At 64.3% G+C, this 14,936-nt stretch carries 14 protein-coding genes; 9 read left to right on the top strand and 5 right to left on the bottom strand.

Annotation, left to right across the window (positions count from 1 at the left end; genetic code table 11):
- Positions 1-339: 339 nt before the first annotated feature.
- The gene (locus tag AC07N6_RS23470) at positions 340-1,110 is read right to left on the bottom strand and encodes a GntR family transcriptional regulator (protein ID WP_494783585.1); all 771 of its coding nucleotides are present in this window, start codon (positions 1,108-1,110) and stop codon (positions 340-342) included.
- 398 nt (positions 1,111-1,508) lie between these two features.
- Here AC07N6_RS23470 and AC07N6_RS23465 point away from each other — a divergent pair, with 398 nt between their 5' ends.
- The 6 genes from AC07N6_RS23465 (at position 1,509) to AC07N6_RS23440 (ending at position 7,702) form a co-directional block, all read left to right on the top strand.
- On the top strand, positions 1,509-2,549 hold the full coding sequence (locus AC07N6_RS23465; RefSeq protein WP_494783584.1) for an ABC transporter substrate-binding protein: 1,041 nt from the start codon (positions 1,509-1,511) through the stop codon (positions 2,547-2,549).
- Between the two features lie 20 nt (positions 2,550-2,569).
- Entirely contained in the window at positions 2,570-3,385 is an 816-nt protein-coding gene (locus AC07N6_RS23460; RefSeq protein ID WP_494783583.1) for an ABC transporter permease, read from the top strand.
- 13 nt (positions 3,386-3,398) lie between these two features.
- On the top strand, positions 3,399-4,190 hold the full coding sequence (locus tag AC07N6_RS23455; RefSeq protein WP_494783582.1) for an ABC transporter ATP-binding protein: 792 nt from the start codon (positions 3,399-3,401) through the stop codon (positions 4,188-4,190).
- 11 nt (positions 4,191-4,201) lie between these two features.
- Positions 4,202-4,930, top strand: a complete 729-nt coding sequence (locus tag AC07N6_RS23450) for a maleate cis-trans isomerase family protein (RefSeq protein ID WP_494783581.1) — start codon at positions 4,202-4,204, stop codon at positions 4,928-4,930.
- Between the two features lie 12 nt (positions 4,931-4,942).
- Positions 4,943-6,385 (top strand): dihydropyrimidinase, encoded by a 1,443-nt coding sequence (hydA, locus tag AC07N6_RS23445; protein WP_494783580.1) that lies wholly within the window; start codon positions 4,943-4,945, stop codon positions 6,383-6,385.
- Positions 6,386-6,745: 360 nt separating this feature from the next.
- The gene (locus AC07N6_RS23440; RefSeq protein WP_494783579.1) at positions 6,746-7,702 is read left to right on the top strand and encodes a DMT family transporter; all 957 of its coding nucleotides are present in this window, start codon (positions 6,746-6,748) and stop codon (positions 7,700-7,702) included.
- Between the two features lie 7 nt (positions 7,703-7,709).
- Here the strand turns inward: AC07N6_RS23440 and AC07N6_RS23435 are convergent, their stop codons facing one another.
- The gene (locus AC07N6_RS23435) at positions 7,710-8,489 is read right to left on the bottom strand and encodes a metallophosphoesterase family protein (RefSeq protein WP_494783578.1); all 780 of its coding nucleotides are present in this window, start codon (positions 8,487-8,489) and stop codon (positions 7,710-7,712) included.
- A 308-nt stretch (positions 8,490-8,797) separates the two neighbouring features.
- On the opposite strand from AC07N6_RS23435, the gene AC07N6_RS23430 reads away from it, so the two are divergent.
- The 3 genes from AC07N6_RS23430 (at position 8,798) to AC07N6_RS23420 (ending at position 11,705) form a co-directional block, all read left to right on the top strand.
- On the top strand, positions 8,798-9,508 hold the full coding sequence (locus AC07N6_RS23430) for a response regulator transcription factor (protein WP_494783577.1): 711 nt from the start codon (positions 8,798-8,800) through the stop codon (positions 9,506-9,508).
- A 465-nt stretch (positions 9,509-9,973) separates the two neighbouring features.
- A complete protein-coding gene (locus tag AC07N6_RS23425; protein ID WP_494783576.1) occupies positions 9,974-11,296 on the top strand; it encodes an MFS transporter in 1,323 nt (440 codons plus the stop codon).
- A 175-nt stretch (positions 11,297-11,471) separates the two neighbouring features.
- A complete protein-coding gene (locus tag AC07N6_RS23420; protein ID WP_494783575.1) occupies positions 11,472-11,705 on the top strand; it encodes a hypothetical protein in 234 nt (77 codons plus the stop codon).
- Positions 11,706-11,879: 174 nt separating this feature from the next.
- On the opposite strand, the gene AC07N6_RS23415 is transcribed toward AC07N6_RS23420, so the two are convergent.
- The 3 genes from AC07N6_RS23415 to AC07N6_RS23405 are packed head-to-tail and all read right to left on the bottom strand — an operon-like array spanning position 11,880 to position 14,901.
- Positions 11,880-13,043 (bottom strand): c-type cytochrome, encoded by a 1,164-nt coding sequence (locus AC07N6_RS23415; RefSeq protein ID WP_494783590.1) that lies wholly within the window; start codon positions 13,041-13,043, stop codon positions 11,880-11,882.
- Entirely contained in the window at positions 13,040-13,870 is an 831-nt protein-coding gene (locus AC07N6_RS23410) for an ABC transporter ATP-binding protein (RefSeq protein ID WP_494783574.1), read from the bottom strand. The genes AC07N6_RS23415 and AC07N6_RS23410 overlap by 4 nt, the downstream gene beginning before the upstream one ends.
- A complete protein-coding gene (locus AC07N6_RS23405; RefSeq protein WP_494783573.1) occupies positions 13,864-14,901 on the bottom strand; it encodes an ABC transporter permease in 1,038 nt (345 codons plus the stop codon). The genes AC07N6_RS23410 and AC07N6_RS23405 overlap by 7 nt, the downstream gene beginning before the upstream one ends.
- Between the last annotated feature and the right edge of the window lie 35 nt (positions 14,902-14,936).

The raw sequence follows: 14,936 nt of genomic DNA, 5'->3' as shown, positions 1-14,936 counted from the left end.
TACGACAAAACAGTGCCTACGATTGAAGTGTTACCTATGTCCCGGCACATTTGTTACCCATGTCCCCGGTCTATACACTTCGCCAAAGAAAGTAAGCAAAGAAAGGCGACCCCTAAGTGCCAGCCCCTTCGGGGTTCCCGCCGGAGCGCGGTAAAAAATGGGCGAGGCAGAGTCGCTGCGCTCCGACTGCCTCGCTGATCCATTTTTTACAGCGCTCCGGCGGCTGGCCCACAAGGGGAAATCGTTACCGGCTCGCCTTCGGCCTCGCTTTGCTTGCTGCTCGCCTTCGGCTTCGGTGTTGTGGGGCGCTATTGCTGTTTCTTTTCCTTCTTGTTGTCTTCAAACCATTCCCAGCATTTCCTCTAGATCTTCGTCTTCGCTTGGCGGCGCCGACATGTCCAGCACTTGCTCGATGTGGTGCAGGTGCTCGATCATCGCGGCCACCGCGTCTTCGGCGCGGCCGGCGGCGATTGCGTCGATGATCTGGCCGTGTTCGTCGTGGGTGCAGGCCGGTACCGTGGGCGAGTCGTACAGTACGATGATCAGGCAGGTGAGCGAGGCCAGTTCGCGCATCATCTTGCTCATTACCGGGTTTTCGACCATGTCGGCGATGCGGATATGGAATTCGCCGGAGAGGCGGATGATGGCGCGGCGGTCGTTGTTTTCGCGGGCCCTGGCTTCTTGCGCCACATGCTCGCGCAGTTGCGCGATGTGCGCGGGTTGGGTGTGTTCGCACAGGTGGCGCAGCAGGGCCGGTTCCAGCAGGCGGCGCGCGGCGAAGATGGCGCGTGCTTCGTCGGGGGTGGGGCTGGCGACGAAGGCGCCGCGGTTGGGGATGGTGGTGATCAGGCCTTCGTGCGACAAGCGCGCCAGCACTTCACGCACGCGGGTGCGGTTGACGCCGAAGATGCTGGCCAGCTTCTCTTCCACCAGCTTGGTGCCGGGCGTGAGGCGGTGTTCCATGATCGAGCCCAGGATGCGCTCGTAGATCGCATCGCCGGCCATCGGGCGGGCGCTGATGGCCTGGCCGGGCAAGGGGCTGTTGTCGGGTTTGGCGATGCTTTTCTTGCGGCTGGATGGGGCCGCGCTGGTACTGGTATTGGTGCTCATGCTCGTGTCGTCTCGGCGTAAGTGCGCCCGCAGTAGGTGCGTGGCGTTATCGATGTCATGCTCGGCGTTATCATAGCCGAAAATTGTGGGATTTATTTGTCACAAAATTATAAAAATATTCGTACAGATAAAAATCATTTTGGCGCACTTATATGGGGAGATTTTTATCCTCCGTATCGCTCTTCGGCTGCAAGTTGGTGCGAATCCTTGGTCTTTCCGCCCCGCAATCTTTGTTCCCGCGAAGCTGTCTTCTCTATGTAGAGCAAGCCTTCCTGGCGATTTCGGGAGACATCCGCCATCATTTTTCCTGGCTGGCACACCTATTGCATAAATCGTGGCAATGAAAAATTAAATTGTCACAATTTATCTGTGGTTTGTTCATTTCAGGGAGAAAAACGATGCAAAAGCAAGTTCGCAAGTCCCCGTTCGGCCTGTCCTTCAAGGGCGCGGCCCTGGCTGCCATGCTGGCCTGTGGCGTGATGGCGGCGGGTTCGGCCTCCGCCCAGTCCAAGCCGAAGATCAAGCTGGCGTATGCCAAGTGCGCGCACTGCATGTCGATGGCCATGGTGCCGGCGCTGGCCCAGAACGTGGAGATCGAAGGCATCAACTTCACCGCCGGCAGCGATGCGCTGACCGCGCTGGTGTCCAAGAGCGTGGACATTGCCCAGGTCACCTACCTTGCGTATGTGAGCGGCCTGGACAAGGGCTTCGATCTGGTGGCGGTGTCGGGCCAGGTCAACGGCGGTTCCGAAATGCTGGTGGGCAAGGACAGCAAGCTGGCTTCGGATGACTGGGCCGGATTGAAGAAGCTGATCGCGGAATACAAGGCACAGGGCAAGCCCTTCCGTATCGCCGCCTCGCGCGGCAACGCGCAAGACCTGCACATGCGCGGCGAACTGGCCGGGCACGGCATCGATCCGTCCAAGGACGTGCAGTTCGTCAATATCCCCAATCCGTCCGATCATGCGGCGGCGCTCTCGCGCGGCGAGGTCGAACTGATCTGTTCGGTCGAACCGTTCGCCTCCCAGATCCGCATGACCGGCGTGGGCAAGCACTTCGCCTATCCGTACGACCAGGCCGCCGGGCGCCTGACCAACCTGATCGTGACCCGTTCGGACGTGATCAAGGAGCATCCGGCCGAAGTGAAGGAGACGGTGGCCGCCGTGGTCAAGCTGGTGGACGGACTGCAGAAGGACAAGCAGGGCTGGATCAACAGCATCGTCAAGGGCACCGGCCTGGATCCCAAGATCGCTACCGAGGCGCTTAACAACGCCTACCCCGACTACCGCATGTACCGCACCCAGACCAAGGCCATCGCCGGCATGATGAAGGACCTGAAGTACGTCTCCAGCGATGTCTCGGCACTGGCGGAAAAGAACATGGACTACAGCTTCCTGATGAGCGTCACGGGCAAGCCGAAGTCCGAGCTTGGCTATTGATGAAGACGGAAGGAATCACCATGAATGGATTGATGCGTTCCCTGTCGGAGGCGAAGTGGCGCTTCGCGGTTCCGGTGCTGCTGGTGCTGTTCTGGGAGGCATTCTCCCGTTCCGGCGTGATTCCGCCGGCGCTGTTGCCGGCGCCGTCGCGCGTGTTCGCCACCTGGATGGACTGGATCTTCGGCATCAACGACGCCGCCCAGGACAGCAGCGGCAAGTGGATCTACGACGCCATGGCAAGCTGCATGCGGGTGACCGCCGGCTACCTGATCGCCGCCGTGTCAGGCATCGCGCTGGGCGTGGCGATCGGCTGGTGGCGCTGGGTCGAGCGCGCCATCGAACCGACCGTGCAGATGCTGCGGCCGATTCCGCCGGTGTCGTGGATTCCGCTGGCCATCATCTGGTTCGGCATCGCCAACAAGCCGGCGATCTTCCTGGTGTTCCTCGGCGCCTTTTTCCCGATCCTGATGAACACCGTGCACGGCGTGAAGACTTCCGACCGCAACCTGCTGCGCGCGGCCGCCATGGCTGGCGCCAAGCAGGGCCAGTTGCTGCGTTTCGTGATTTTGCCGGCGGCCATGCCGAGCATCTTCGCCGGCCTGCGCATCGGCATCGGCAGCGCCTGGATGCTGACGGTCACGGCCGAGATGGTGGCGGTCAAGAGCGGCCTGGGCTACGCGCTGTGGGATTCGTATTATTTCCTGCGCTACGACCTGGTGATCGCGGCGATGATCAGCATCGGCCTGCTGGGGTTCCTGGCCGACTGGATCCTCAAGCAGATCATGAATTCGGTGCTGCGCTGGCAGCATGTCTCCACCGTGCAGGGCCAGGCGTGAAAGGAAAATGAGCATGGCATTCATCGAACTGAACGACATCGTCAAGGTGTTCAAGGACCGCAAACGCGGCACTGACATGCTGGCGATCGACAACGTCAGCCTCAAGCTGGAGAAGAAGGAATTCCTGTGCCTGCTCGGCCCGTCGGGGTGCGGCAAGTCGACGCTGTTGAACATGATCGCCGGCTTCGAATTCCCGACCGCCGGCGAGGTGAAGGTGGACGGCAAGAACATCGCCGGCCCCGGCGCCGACCGCGGCATGGTGTTCCAGCAGGCCAACCTGATGCCCTGGCTGCCGGTGTGGGACAACGTCGCCTTCTCGCTCAAGCTGCAAGGCAAGAGCGCGGCCGAGCGGCGCGCGGCGGCCCAGCCCTTCATCGAGACCGTGAAGCTCAAGGGCTTCGAGAACCACTATCCCAGCGAACTTTCCGGCGGCATGGCGCAGCGCGTGGGCATCGCCCGCGCCTTGCTGCAGAACCCGTCGGTGATCCTGATGGACGAGCCTTTCGCCGCCCTGGATGCGCAGACCAAGCTGGAGATGCAGGAAGAGCTGGTGGCGCTGTGGCAGCGCTATGAAGGTACCATCGTGTTCGTGACCCATAGTGTGGACGAGGCGCTGATCCTGGCCACCAAGGTGGCGGTGATGACGCACCGGCCGGGCCGCATGCGCGAGCTGATCGACATCGACCTGGCGCGCCCGCGCGACACCACCACGCAGGAATTCAACCAATACAAGCGCCATGTGCTGGGCCTGATCCGCGAGGAATCGGCGCTGGCGCATGCCGATGCCGCCAAGCTGGCGGCGTGAAAGGAACATCAATGACACAACGCACTTTGCTCGGCATGCTGACGCCGTCCTCCAACACCACGCTGGAACCGGTGACCACCGCCATGATCGCCGATATCCCCGAGGCCAGCGCCCACTTCGGGCGCTTTCGCGTCACCGAGATCGCCTTGTCCAACCAGGCGCTGGCCCAGTTCGACGACAGCGAGATCCTGCGCGCGGCCGAGCTGCTGTCGCACGCCAAGGTCGGCAGCATCGGCTGGAACGGCACCTCTTCCGGCTGGCTCGGCTTCGAGGCCGACGAGCGCCTGTGCCGCCGCATCACCGACGCCACCGGCATCCCGGCCTGCACCTCGGTGCTGGCCCTGAATGAAATCTTCGACATCACCGGCGTCAAGCGTTTCGGCCTGGTGACGCCCTATCTGGACGACGTGCAGGCCGCCATCATCAAGAACTACGGCAGCGCCGGCGTTGAGTGCGTGTCCGAACGCCACCTGCGCAAGCAGGACAATTTCTCCTTCTCGGAAGTGGGCGCCGACGAACTGCGCGCCATGGTGCGCGAAGTGGCGAAAGACAAGCCGCAGGCCATCACCATCTTCTGCACCAACCTGCGCGGCGCGCCGCTGGTGCAAGAGCTGGAGCAGGAAACCGGCATCCCGATCTACGACACCATCTCCACCGTGGTGTGGAAGTCGCTCAAGCAGGCCGGCGCCGACCCGTCGCGCATCCGCGGCTGGGGCAGCCTGTTCCGCGACGTCGGATAAGCGGGAGCCGCCATGGAACCCACCGCACATTTCGACGTAGTGATCCGCAACGGCACCGTGGCCACCGCTGCCGACATCATGCAGTGCGATGTCGGCATCCGGGACGGCAAGGTCGCCATGCTGGGCCGCGGCCTGCCGCCGGGGAAGAAAGAGATCGACGCCGCCGGCAAGCTGGTGCTGCCCGGCGGGGTGGATGCGCACTGCCACCTCGACCAGCCGATGGAAGAGGGGCTGAAGATGGCCGACGATTTCAGGAGCGGCACCATCTCGGCCGCCTGCGGCGGCACCACCACCGTGATCCCGTTCGCGGCCCAGGCCAAGGGCCAGTCGCTGCGCGCCGCGGTCGAGGACTACCATCGCCGCGCCGAAGGAAAAGCCGTGATCGATTACGCCTTCCACATGATCGTCAGCGACCCCAGCGAGAAAGTGCTGAAGGAAGAATTGCCGCAACTGGTGCGGGAAGGCTATACCTCGTTCAAGATCTACATGACCTATGACGACTTGAAGCTCAACGACCGCCAGATCCTGGAATTGCTGGCCCTGGCGCGGCGCGAGGGAGCGATGGTCATGGTGCACGCGGAGAACGCCGACTGCATCGGCTGGCTGACCGAACAGCTGGAGGAGGCCGGGCTGACCGCGCCGAAATACCACGCCGCATCGCGCCCGATGCTGGTCGAGCGCGAAGCCACGCATCGCGCCATCGCCTTGTCGGAACTGGTGGACGTGCCGATCCTGATCGTGCACGTTTCCGGCCAGGAGGCCATCGAGCAGATCCGCTGGGCGCACGGCCACGGCCTGCGCATCTATGCCGAGACCTGCCCGCAATACCTGGTGCTGACGGCCGACCATCTGGACGACGGCTACCACGGCGCCAAGTGCGTGTGCAGTCCGCCGCCGCGCGACAAGGCCAACCAGCAATACGTGTGGGACGGCCTGGCCAGCGGCCTGTTTTCGGTGTTCTCGTCGGACCATGCGCCGTTCCGCTACGAAGACCCGCAAGGCAAGAAACCGGGCGGCCAGGAAGTGCCGTTCCGCTACATCCCTAATGGCACGCCGGGGCTGGAGACGCGCATGCCGATCCTGTTTTCGGAAGGCGTGGGCAAGGGACGCATCGACCTCAACCGCTTCGTCGCGCTGACCGCCACCGACCCGGCCAAGATGTACGGCCTGTATCCGCGCAAGGGCACCATCGCCATCGGCAGCGACGCCGACATCGCGATCTGGGACCCGCACAAGGAAGTCACCATCCGCAACGAGATGCTGCACCACGACGTCGATTACACGCCGTATGAAGGCATGCAGGTCACCGGCTGGCCCGAGACCACGCTGTCGCGCGGCGAAGTGGTGTGGCAGGGCGGGCAGGCCTGCGCCGCCGCCGGCCGCGGGCAATTCCTGGCGTGCGGCTTGCCCGATCCGGCCCGTCCCAGGAGGGCGCCGCCGGCCTGGCAGGAATGAGGGCGACGTTTTCCGGCATGCCACAGCGGACGGGCGGACGCCTTGCATCCTCTTTGTGCGGCGCGGTGCTGCGTGACAGCAGCGCCGGCCCGGAACGGGGTTTGCCTGGAGGCAGAAGAGGAGCATGCTGGAAAAAATAATTTATAAAAAATAATAAATCTGAAAAATGAATATTTGCAGTATTAAATGCTGAAATATTGATCTTCCTTCTCTGAATTCGGCAGCACTATCGGCTGCCGATTCTCTACCATGTCAGCTGTTTTGGATGCGTTGCAGCATGCGTCGATACGGCCGTACATGGTCGTACATGGCCTCCTTGCATTTGCCGGCACGCTCCGTTTTTCATCCATGGAGCCAGAGATGTCGATCGAAAACGCGGCCGCCCGCGTCATCCCCCAAACCGCCGCCAGGCACAAGCCGATGAGCGGATGGTTTCTGGCCTGCGTGGTGGTGGCGATTTGCATCTGGGGCGGCAACTGGCCGGTGATGAAGTTCGGCAGCCATTACATTCCGCCGCTGTGGTTCGCCGCCAGCCGTTTCCTTTCCGCCGCGGTATTGAGTTTTGCGATCGCCTTCGCGCTCGGCAAGCTGCGCCTGCCGACCCGCGCCGAATGGCCGATCGTGGCGGGCGTGGGCATCTTGCAGATGGGATTGTTTACCGCGCTGGTGACGGGCGCGCTGCATTTCGTCATGCCCGGCCGGGCGTCGCTGATCGCCTATGCCACTTCGATCTGGGTGGTGCCGGGCGCGGCGCTGGTGTTGAAGCAAAAGCTCAATGCGCAGCAGTCGCTGGCGACCGTGTGCAGCTATGCCGGCATGGCGGTGATCGTGCTGCCGGCGCTGTGGCATGCCGACTTGCACAGCATGATCGGTTACCTGATGCTGGGCGTGGCCTCGCTGTCGTGGGCCGTGAACATCCTGCAGATCAAGCTGACGCCGGGCGTGCGCCTGGATTTCGACCTGCTGCCCTGGCAGACGCTGGTGGCCGCGTTGCCGCTGTGCGTGCTGGCGCTGCTCTTCGAAGGCGTGCCGCTGTTCCTGGCGCAGAGCCATTCCTGGTACGTGATCGCCTATACCGGCCCGCTGGCCACCGCGCTGACTTTCCTGATCGTGCTGCAGATGACCCAGCGCCTGTCGCCGGTGACGGTGTCGGTGTGCATGCTGGGGGTGCCGGTGGTGGGGCTGACGCTGTCGTCGCTGATCTTCGGCGAGACGCTTTCGCCCGACCTGTTGCTGGGCATGGGCCTGCTGTGCCTGGGGCTGCTGCTGCCGGCCTTGCCCGGCATCGGCTGGCGCCGCTTTGCCGTCAAAGGCTGAGCGCGCTTCAGATCTCGACGATCAGGTCCGGGTTGTAGCGTTCATTCTCCGGCGTGCCGTCGCGCCGCAGGTAGCCGCAGGGATTGCAGATGACGCGGCAGTTGCCGATGCGGTAGTCGAATGAGTCATGGGTATGCCCATGCACCCACAGGTCGGCGCGTTGGGCCAGGGCGTCGAGGTTGGAAGAGAACGCCGCCGACACCAGGTCTTGCGCGTAACGCGTGGCCACCGAGCGCAGCGATGGCGCCATGTGGGTGACCACCACGGTGCGGCCGGCGAACGGCGTTTCCAGTTTTTCCGTCAGCCAGGCGAGGTCGGCGCGATGCAGACGCACCGTGTCGTCGGGCGTCATCGGGTGCAGGCCGCCGTCTTCCACCTGGATGCGGCGATAGTCCAGCATCACGGGTTCGGCCGTGGCCATCGCGGCTTGCCGCTTCTCTTCCCCGAACAATGCGTAGTCGGTCCATAGCGTGGCGCCGAGGAAGCGCACGCCATCGATCACGGTTTCGCTCCGCTCCAGCAGGCGCACGTTGGAGGGCGCCTTTGCCTGTCGCGCCAGGTTGCGCAGCGCGCCTTCCCAGCTGTCTCCATAAGCTTCGTGGTTGCCGCTGACATAGACCACCGGCAGGCCGGCGAAGGTGCGTTCGGCCCAGGCCAGCGCGCGCGCCGGCTGGTCGATGTCGCCCGCCAGGATGACGGCGTCGGGCCGGCTCAATGCGGGCCGGATGGCGGGCGCGTTTTCGCGCCAGACTTCAAGGTGGAGGTCGGACAGGATCAATAGGCGCATGGGATGGCAGGCGGTTGGCCGGCATGTGGTGGCATGGAGTTGACACCTTAGCAGGGAATGGCGGCGCCGGCAGCGCCGGCAATGTCCGGGAAGCGTCCCGGGCCGGGCGGATGTGGCGGCGTCAATGTCGAGCGGGTGAAAACGTTTGCAAGTTGTTTATGCGTTTTTGTGAGTTTCTTCGCAGATATTTTCTGTATAACGTTGTGAATATGGGGAGGGCATTGACGGGCTCATGGGGTGAGCCAGGATGCGCGTCCGGCAAGGGCGGCGGCAATGCTTCCGGCAGTCATCAGAATCTGTTTCGTTAAATGAAAGTATTAATCGTTGAAGACGAGATCGACTGGCGCAACACGCTTGCTGCACATGTCGGGGGGTTGGGCTACGAGGCGGGCAGTTGCCCGGCCTTTGCGCGCGCGCTTGAAGTTCTGACAAACCGGCAGCCCGATATCCTGATCGCCGATGCCGGCCTGCCGGATGGCAATCTCCTGCCGGAACTGGCCGCGATCCGCCAGCATTTCCCATCGATGGGCATCATCGTCCTCACTGCCAGCGCCCGCCTGGAAGAGCGGGTGCGCAGCATGAGCGATGGCGCCGATTATTACCTGGTCAAGCCGGTCAGGCTGGAAGAGATATCGGCGACGCTGACCGCGCTGTCGCGCCGGATGAAGACCGCGCCGCACCAGCGTTCTCCGGAACCGGAGCGCTGGACCTTCAGCCGCAAATCCGGCCGCCTGGCCGATGGCAGCGCGGTATTGCTGCAGTTCACCGACAAGGAAAGCATTGTCTTGGCGGCGCTGCTGCAAAGTCCCCAGTCTCCGGTCTCGCACGCGCAACTGTTCGACCTGCTCCGGTCCGGCGCCGAGGAATACGATTCCCATCGCATCGATGTGCTGGTCTACCGCGTGCGCCAGAAATTGCGTTCGCTGGCGGATGCGCCGATGCAGATCCGCAACATCTATGGCGAAGGTTTCCTGATGCTGCGCCGGAGCGCGGCGGTGGACATCGTGCTCGACGCCTGAAATACGCGGCTCGTAAAAACTGGATGCCTTGGTTCGCATATGAAATCGGCGTATCCGCTGGTGTGTGGAAAGGAAATGGGCCTGGATGGATAGCATGCTCATGAAACCGTTCCGGCATGACTCGCTTTACTTGTTTTGTTGCAACGCGGGCGAGATCGCCTTCATTCCCGCGCCATGGCAGCCATGCGCCGAATGCTGTCGTCTGGCCGGAAAACGGCAAAAGATGCTGCGATGCGAAAGCTTCGCCGCTTTCAGGTATCATGTTCCCAGTTTCGCCGCTAAATCGTAGGTCTTCGCTTTACGTTTTCCGCTGAATCTGTCCTTCGCAGACACGCCGTCTGCGATCCACCCGCTTAAAACAATAACAAACCGGCCTTCCGGCCCGGTGTGCCGGCGGCATTTGCATTGGGCAAATGCCGGGCGCACGGATCGTGATTTCCGTTTTGCCGATTGTGCTGAAAAACCATGTCTATTTCTGCTGAATATACCGGGGCCATCCACGAGTCCCGGCACCGTCCCCTTACTTCCTCCGACTACAAGACGCTCGGCCTGTCCGCCCTGGGCGGCACGCTGGAGTTCTACGATTTCGTCATCTACGTGTTCTTTGCGGCGGTGGTCGGCAAGCTGTTCTTCCCGGCCGACATGCCCGAGTGGCTGCGCATGCTGCAAACTTTCGGCATCTTCGCCGCCGGCTATCTGGCGCGTCCGGTGGGCGGCATCATCATCGCCCACTACGGCGATGTGATCGGCCGCAAGCGCATGTTCACGCTGTCGATCTTCCTGATGGCCGTGCCGACGCTGGTGATCGGTCTGTTGCCGACCTACGCCAGCATCGGCGTGGCCGCGCCCATCCTGCTGCTGTTGATGCGCACCCTGCAGGGCGCCGCCATCGGCGGCGAGATGCCGGGCGCCTGGGTGTTCGTGGCCGAACACGTGCCGGCCAACCGCTATGCCTTCGGCGTCGGTTCGCTGACCGCGGGCATCACCGGCGGCATCCTGCTGGGTTCGCTGATGGGCATCTTCATCAACAGCGCGTTCGAACCCGGCGAAGTGACCGGTTATGCCTGGCGCATTCCCTTCATCCTGGGCGGCGTGTTCGGCCTGGTATCGGTCTACCTGCGGCGCTACCTCGAAGAGACGCCGGTATTCCGGGAACTGGCGGCGCGCCGCGCCCAGTCCAGGGAGCTGCCGCTCAAGACGGTGCTGCGCGATCACCGCGCCGCCAGCCTCCTGACCGCCGGCATGACCTGGTGCCTGTCGGGCGCCGTGGTGGTGGTGATCCTGATGACGCCGTCGTATCTGCAAACCGTGCACCACCTGCCGGCCAAGCTGGTGATGCAGGCCAACTGCGCCGGCACGCTGATGCTGACTATCGGTTGCCTGGCCATCGGCTGGCTGTGCGACCGCATCGGCACGCGCGCGTGCATGCTCATCGGCTGGGGCGGCCTGGCGTTGTCGAGCGTATGGTTCTATGGGCAATTGCCGGGTTCTCCCGAATCGCTGGTCTGGGGCTATGGCCTGGTCGGCCTGTTCGTGGGCAGCATCGCGCTCACCCCGATCGTCTCCACCCGCGCCTTCCCGCCGCCGGTGCGTTTCTCCGGCCTGTCCTTCGCCTACAACATGGCGTATGCGGTGTTCGGCGGGCTGACCCCGATCCTGATCTCGCTGTGGATCAAGCAAGACGCGCAGGGCCCGGCGCACTATGTGCTGGCGCTGTCCATCCTCGGCGTGCTGCTGGCGTTCGTGCCGATGAGCAGCAAGGGCTACAAGGTTGCCGGCCAGGACTGAGCGGTTTCCCCTTGAAGCAGACCCGGAGTCCGCAACGCGGCTCCGGGTTTTGTTTTTTGCGCGGCAGGAATCGGTGCGTGGTGGGGGCGCTGGGCATGCTGCATGTTATCTGGATAGCCATCGCTTTTATTTCCCGCCGCACTATACTGAAGAGGTTTCCCTTCCTGGTCATGCCATGCAGTCCCTGATCCATACCTGCCATTACCGCGATCACGAGATCAGTGTCGTCGGCTTCGAAATGCTCGATGGCTGGCACCTGGCCGTGCAGATCAAGCCGGAGTGGAAACCCGCATGGCCGGCCTGGCGCGACAAGGAAAGAAGTTACGAGGATTTCGACGAAGTGAAAGCGGCCGGCCTGGCCTGGGCCAGGAAAGCGATCGACCAGCGCCTGCCCGCTTTGCAGGCATAGGGCAACGCTGAATAAGTCCCCCGCGCGTGCCGCATCTCTGGATTGGGCGGTCTGCGGCGTTGCAAATCCTCGCCGGGCCACCAGCCCGGCTGCGGTTTGCGCCTTGCAGCCCATCCCAATCCAGAGCGCGTCGCACACGGGGGACTTATTCAGCGCTGCCTTAGAACCTGCGCCTCATCTCTGCCGATGCGTGAAGAAGCCACCCTTGGCGAAACGTACCGTATCCGCATCCATGGCCGCGATTAGTTGCTCCATCCCGCCGGCCGCGTTGCCGGCGCCTGCCCCTGCCGTTGTCGAACGGCACAGCATGTCGTCCGGCGACCAGTCGCCGCTGGCATTGCGCGCGCGCAACCAGCCGTCGCGGTCGGCCAGGAGCTGGGTGCCGGGCAATTTTTCCTCGGGCGTGCCGGTGATGATGGCGATGGCATGCAGCGCATCGCGCTGGTTGTTGGCGCAAGCGATGGCGCCGACGCTATCGGCTGATGCAGCCGCGCCGTCGAGCAGCACGCTTTGCAGGCGGGGATCCTCGGTTGGCGGCGCCTTCCCGGGTTGGGCCACCACCAGCCTGACGCGTTGCCCATGCCATTGGCTCAGGCGCATGACGCCCGGCGCGCGACACGTCAGCGCAATGTCAGGCAGCGCCACCGGCCGCGGCCAGGCGCCGGTGGCGGCGAGGCCCACGCCGGCGGCATTGGCCTTCATGTAATCGATCAGGGCCCAGCTGTCGGCGACGCTGATGCGCGCGGCGAAAGCCGGCATGCCGCCCTTGCCGTGCTGCAGGCTCCACAAGATATCGCCGTCGCTGCGCCGCCATAGCAGCCCGCTCGACAGGTTGGGCGGCGCGACCGGCAACGACAGCGCCAGCGGCGTGTTGCCACGGCCGTCGGCGCCGTGGCAGGCGATGCATTGTTGCGTGTAGAGCCGTTCGCCGCGCACGATGGCGGTGGCGGAAAACCCGGTGGGGGAAACATGGAAACTGGTCGGCGTCGCGGGGGCGGTGAACAGGGCCGTATCCGGCCAGGGGATGAACAGCAGCAAGGCGCCGCCGGCCAGCAGCAGCGGGATGCGCGCCCGTTTCCAGGCGCAGGCCAGCGCCACCAGCAGCAAGGCGGCCGCGCTATAGGCCAATGCCGCCAGCAGCGCACGCGCCACGCCGCGGTCGATCAGCATGACCTCGCCGCTCAGGCGCAGCGCAAAAGGCCAGGCCGGCTGGCCATCGATATCCCGCGTGGCGCCCAGCGCGGCGAGCACATGCAGCAACCCCAACTGGAGCGATTGCATCGCCTGCAGCAGCAGGCCGATGCAGGCATCCCAGTCGATGCCGGCGTCAGGGATCACCAACTTCCATCCAGCCCCAGGTGGCGCATCGCCTCATGCCGCAACTGCGCCAGCCTGGCGTCGCCGCGATGGCGCGGATAGGGCAGGTCGACCTTGATTTCGGCGCGGATGCCGGCCGGGCGCGGGCCGAACACGATCACCCGCTGCGCCAGGAACAGCGCCTCTTCGATGTCGTGCGTGACCAGCAGGGCGGAGAATTGTTGCCGCTGCCATAACGAGACCAGTTCGCTTTGCATGGTCAGGCGCGTGAGCGAATCGAGCTTGCCCAACGGTTCGTCCAGCACCAGCAAGCGGGGATCGTTGACCAGCGCGCGCGCCAGCGCCACGCGCTGCGCCATGCCGCCGGAGAGCTGGTGCGGGAAGGCGTTGGCGAACTCTTCCAGGCCCACCAGCGCCAGCGCATCGTCCACGCGCTGGCGGTGCTGTTTCAACAGGCCGCGCGCCTGCAGGCCCAGCGCCACGTTGTCCCATACCTTGCGCCACGGGTACAGGGTCGGGTCCTGGAACACCACGATGCGCGAAGGATCGGGGCGGTCGATCGGCTTGCCGTCCTGCAGGATGCTGCCGGCGGTGGCCGGCTCCAGCCCCGCCACCAGCCGCAGCAAGGTCGACTTGCCGCAGCCGCTGGGGCCGAGCAGGGCGACGAATTCGCCGGGTTCGACCGACAGCGAAATATCGTCCAGCACCTGCAATACGCCTTGCTTCTTGTCCTGCAACGCGAACCAGTGGCTCACCTGCCGCACGTCGATGCGCGCGCCTTCGGAAGATGCCGGCGGGGTTGCCTGTTGCGGATCCTGTCGCGGATCCTGTTGCGTTGCCGTCACCATTTCACGGTTCCTTTCTGCCACGACAATGCGCGGTCGCGCACCTTGAACAGCAGCGTGATCAGCCCCGAGCACAGCGCCGCCATCACGATCAGCGCGGCGTACATGTTGCTGTAGGCGGCCCAGCCCTGCGACCATTGCAAATACCAGCCCAGGCCGGCCTTGACGCCCATCATCTCGGCGGTGACCAGCACCGAGAACGCCGCGCCCAGGCCCATGAACAGGCCGACGAAAACCTGCGGCAGCGCCGCCGGTATCGCCACCCGCAATACCAGGAAGGATTCCGACGCGCCCAGCGTGCGCGCCACGTCGTAGTAGCTCTTGTTGACCGAGGCCACGCCGGACCAGGTCAGCACCGCCACCGGGAACCCGGTGGCCAGCGCGATCAGGAACACCGCAGCGGCATAGCTGGAGGGCGCGAAGAAGAACGCCAGCGGCAGCAGCGCCGAGGCCGGCACCGGGCCCAGGAAGCGCAGCACCGGATGCACCCAGTAACCGGCAATGCGCGACCAGCCGATCCATACGCCCACCAGGAAGCCGACCGCCGCGCCGCTGGCGAAACCATGCACCAGCAGGCGCAGCGAATGCGCGGTGGACAGGCCCAGGCGCGGCCAGTCTTCGGCATAGACTTCGACCAGGCTTTGCGGCGGAGCGAAGAACGGCGAGGGCAGCACGCCCAGCTTGGCGGTCAGCACTTCCCACACGCCCAGCAACACGGGCACGGCGACCAGCCATTGGCCGGCCGGACGCAGCAGGTAGACCGCGCGGGCGGCCGCCTTGCTGGCCGCGCCCAGCGACAGCGCGGCCAGCAGCAGCGCGACCGCCGTCGCCGCGTAGCCGAACTCGGCGGTGAACGCCCAGTCGCTGAAGCCGACTTCCTTGTTGGGCCACGCCAGCGTCAGCAGGCCCAGCGCCAGCCAGGCAAAAGCCGCCAGCAAGCCGGCGCGCCACGGCGCCGCCTGGCGCTGCGGCGGCGCGAGCGCAGGCGCAGTCACGGTCGCATTCGCATTCGGGATCACGCTGGTGGTCGTCATGTCAGGCTCCTTTCATGGTTGCGGCGTGCGGCCAT

The sequence above is a fragment of the Herbaspirillum sp. GW821-FHT09A12 genome (genome assembly GCF_059418325.1).
The sequence above is the reverse complement of the archived record's forward strand: the minus strand, read 5'-3'. Positions and strand labels throughout refer to the sequence as shown.

Coding starts and splice junctions, on each gene's coding strand:
- AC07N6_RS23435 (WP_494783578.1), bottom strand. CDS start 8,489: ATGCGCCTATTGATCCTGTCCGACCTCCACCTTGAAGTCTGGCGCGAA.
- AC07N6_RS23465 (WP_494783584.1), top strand. CDS start 1,509: ATGCAAAAGCAAGTTCGCAAGTCCCCGTTCGGCCTGTCCTTCAAGGGC.
- AC07N6_RS23460 (WP_494783583.1), top strand. CDS start 2,570: ATGAATGGATTGATGCGTTCCCTGTCGGAGGCGAAGTGGCGCTTCGCG.
- AC07N6_RS23455 (WP_494783582.1), top strand. CDS start 3,399: ATGGCATTCATCGAACTGAACGACATCGTCAAGGTGTTCAAGGACCGC.
- AC07N6_RS23470 (WP_494783585.1), bottom strand. CDS start 1,110: ATGAGCACCAATACCAGTACCAGCGCGGCCCCATCCAGCCGCAAGAAA.
- AC07N6_RS23420 (WP_494783575.1), top strand. CDS start 11,472: ATGCAGTCCCTGATCCATACCTGCCATTACCGCGATCACGAGATCAGT.
- AC07N6_RS23440 (WP_494783579.1), top strand. CDS start 6,746: ATGTCGATCGAAAACGCGGCCGCCCGCGTCATCCCCCAAACCGCCGCC.
- AC07N6_RS23405 (WP_494783573.1), bottom strand. CDS start 14,901: ATGACGACCACCAGCGTGATCCCGAATGCGAATGCGACCGTGACTGCG.
- AC07N6_RS23410 (WP_494783574.1), bottom strand. CDS start 13,870: ATGGTGACGGCAACGCAACAGGATCCGCGACAGGATCCGCAACAGGCA.
- AC07N6_RS23430 (WP_494783577.1), top strand. CDS start 8,798: ATGAAAGTATTAATCGTTGAAGACGAGATCGACTGGCGCAACACGCTT.
- AC07N6_RS23425 (WP_494783576.1), top strand. CDS start 9,974: ATGTCTATTTCTGCTGAATATACCGGGGCCATCCACGAGTCCCGGCAC.
- hydA (WP_494783580.1), top strand. CDS start 4,943: ATGGAACCCACCGCACATTTCGACGTAGTGATCCGCAACGGCACCGTG.
- AC07N6_RS23450 (WP_494783581.1), top strand. CDS start 4,202: ATGACACAACGCACTTTGCTCGGCATGCTGACGCCGTCCTCCAACACC.